Here is a 1,789-nt window from a genome sequence, read left to right on the forward strand (position 1 = left end):
CCCGGTAGACACCGGGTCTTCACTCGCCCCCAGGCAGCCCACGCCCCTCGTCCAGCCCCCATCCGCGAATACGGTTCCGCCGAACAGACTGTCCTGCCGATTGACACCCACCGTGACGCTTGTATGGGTGTTGCTGTTGATCTCGATCAGCGTGTCGTCTATATAGTTGCGCACCCGCTTCCGGTCGATCGCAACGTAGACGGCATTCTTGCCGGTCTGCCAGCGCTCAAGCACGCGCGATACGCGCAGGTTGGCATCCTGCGTATTTCCGCTCAGTTGGTAGTCGCCATAGGTTCCTGAAAGGAGGCTCTTGGTCGGCTGCGCGATATACCGCAGATCGGCACTCCAGCGGCCCACACGCAATCCGTATGACACATCCAGTGAATCGTACGCGTTATGGCCCGGGTCTTTGTAGTGGCGACGGCCAGCCGAAAGCGTTAGCACGTCGTTCCCGCCCAACAAGTCTGCAACCGCGATATTGACGCCATACTTGTACAAACCGTCGCTCGCTCGATCGCTGAAACCCGAGTTATCGACCAACGCCGACACCGAAAACGGCTTCGAACGTTGCAAGACGACGTCCAGATAGGAATGCCCGGCTTCCTCAGCGGAAACGACGTTGATCTTTGCGGCCTTCCCCAGGCCGTTCAGATTCTCGATCGCCTGGTCGATATCGTGGATGTTCAGAACGGCCCCCTCTATTCCAGGCATCGCACTACTCAACATCAATCGCTCCCGCATGCCCTCCGGCGTCTTGCCATTCACGCGCCATCCCTTCACGTAGCCCCAATGAACCACCAGGATCAGCTTCCCGCTCGACAGGTTTTGCTCGGCGAGCGACACGCCGGTCGTGATATAACCGCGGCCATAGTAGAAATTCATCAGATCACGCAACAGCGCGAAAATCTCCGCTTGCCCCATGGTCGTGCCCTGGTAGCGCTTGATAATCCGGTCGATCTCCCGGGAATGGCGCGCCCCGCCCCGCACTTCGATTTGCGTAATCGGGAAACGCGCTCCGCCCAACTCGGGTGCTTGCACAGGAGACGGCAACCCGACCGCCGGCTCGGCCGCCCGCTCCCGCATATGCTGTTCGATCATCTGTTGCCGCCACGCTTTCTCCTCCAGATCCCGCTCCCGCTCCTGCACCGTCGGCCCGCGCGCGCTTGCCGGCCCCGACCGGCCCGTCAGCAACACCCCCAAGGCAAGTGCCAAAACGATATACCTCAACACGCGCACATACGTCCCATCTGCCAGCTTTTCCCTACTGGCCGCTTGCCCCAACGTAACGCCTTTTCGAACACCGGCAGGCGCTTGACGGCCCATCGATGCGCCGTCGAACGATCGACCGACCGACACGTCCCGCTCGGCCATCATTTCCTCAATATGACGCAAGCTCCGCGGGTAGACGGCGTACCAGCGCACGAACACCAGATTCATGTCGAACAGGTAATGCAGGCGCCGAAATACCTTCGCCAACACCGAATTCAGCGGTTGCCTCATCGCCCGCATCGCGGCTTCATCGCGACAAAACCGCGATGAGCACCTCTCGCACTTTCTATCCACGACCATATCGATTCTTGGTTGCTCAGATGCGCCCTCTTCTGCGCGTTTGAGCGATGGCTAGCGACGACCAGTCGGCCGCACTCGTATAGTCACGGACGTCGCCCGAACTGCCTCCTCGCCACGCTTGTGCGCCTTCACCAAGGTATCGCGTGCATGTCACCGAAAGATTTCAGTTCCGCTTCAATCATTCGACGCCCCGCGATCGCAACGGCACGCCGGCCGACAT

General features: G+C 60.3%; 1 protein-coding gene and 1 pseudogene. Both read right to left on the minus strand.

The genetic code is table 11. The features are described from left to right. On the minus strand, window positions 1-1,200 hold a 1,200-nt coding region (locus ACPUER_RS36565; RefSeq protein ID WP_425133557.1), incomplete at its 3' end, for a ShlB/FhaC/HecB family hemolysin secretion/activation protein. Window positions 1,201-1,244: 44 nt separating this feature from the next. After that, a pseudogene (locus ACPUER_RS36570) lies at window positions 1,245-1,500 on the minus strand (IS6 family transposase); the annotation flags it as partial. Between the last annotated feature and the right edge of the window lie 289 nt (window positions 1,501-1,789).

The sequence above is a fragment of the Burkholderia sp. DN3021 genome (genome assembly GCF_049805555.1).
Taxonomy (GTDB): Bacteria; Pseudomonadota; Gammaproteobacteria; order Burkholderiales; family Burkholderiaceae; genus Burkholderia; species Burkholderia pyrrocinia_C.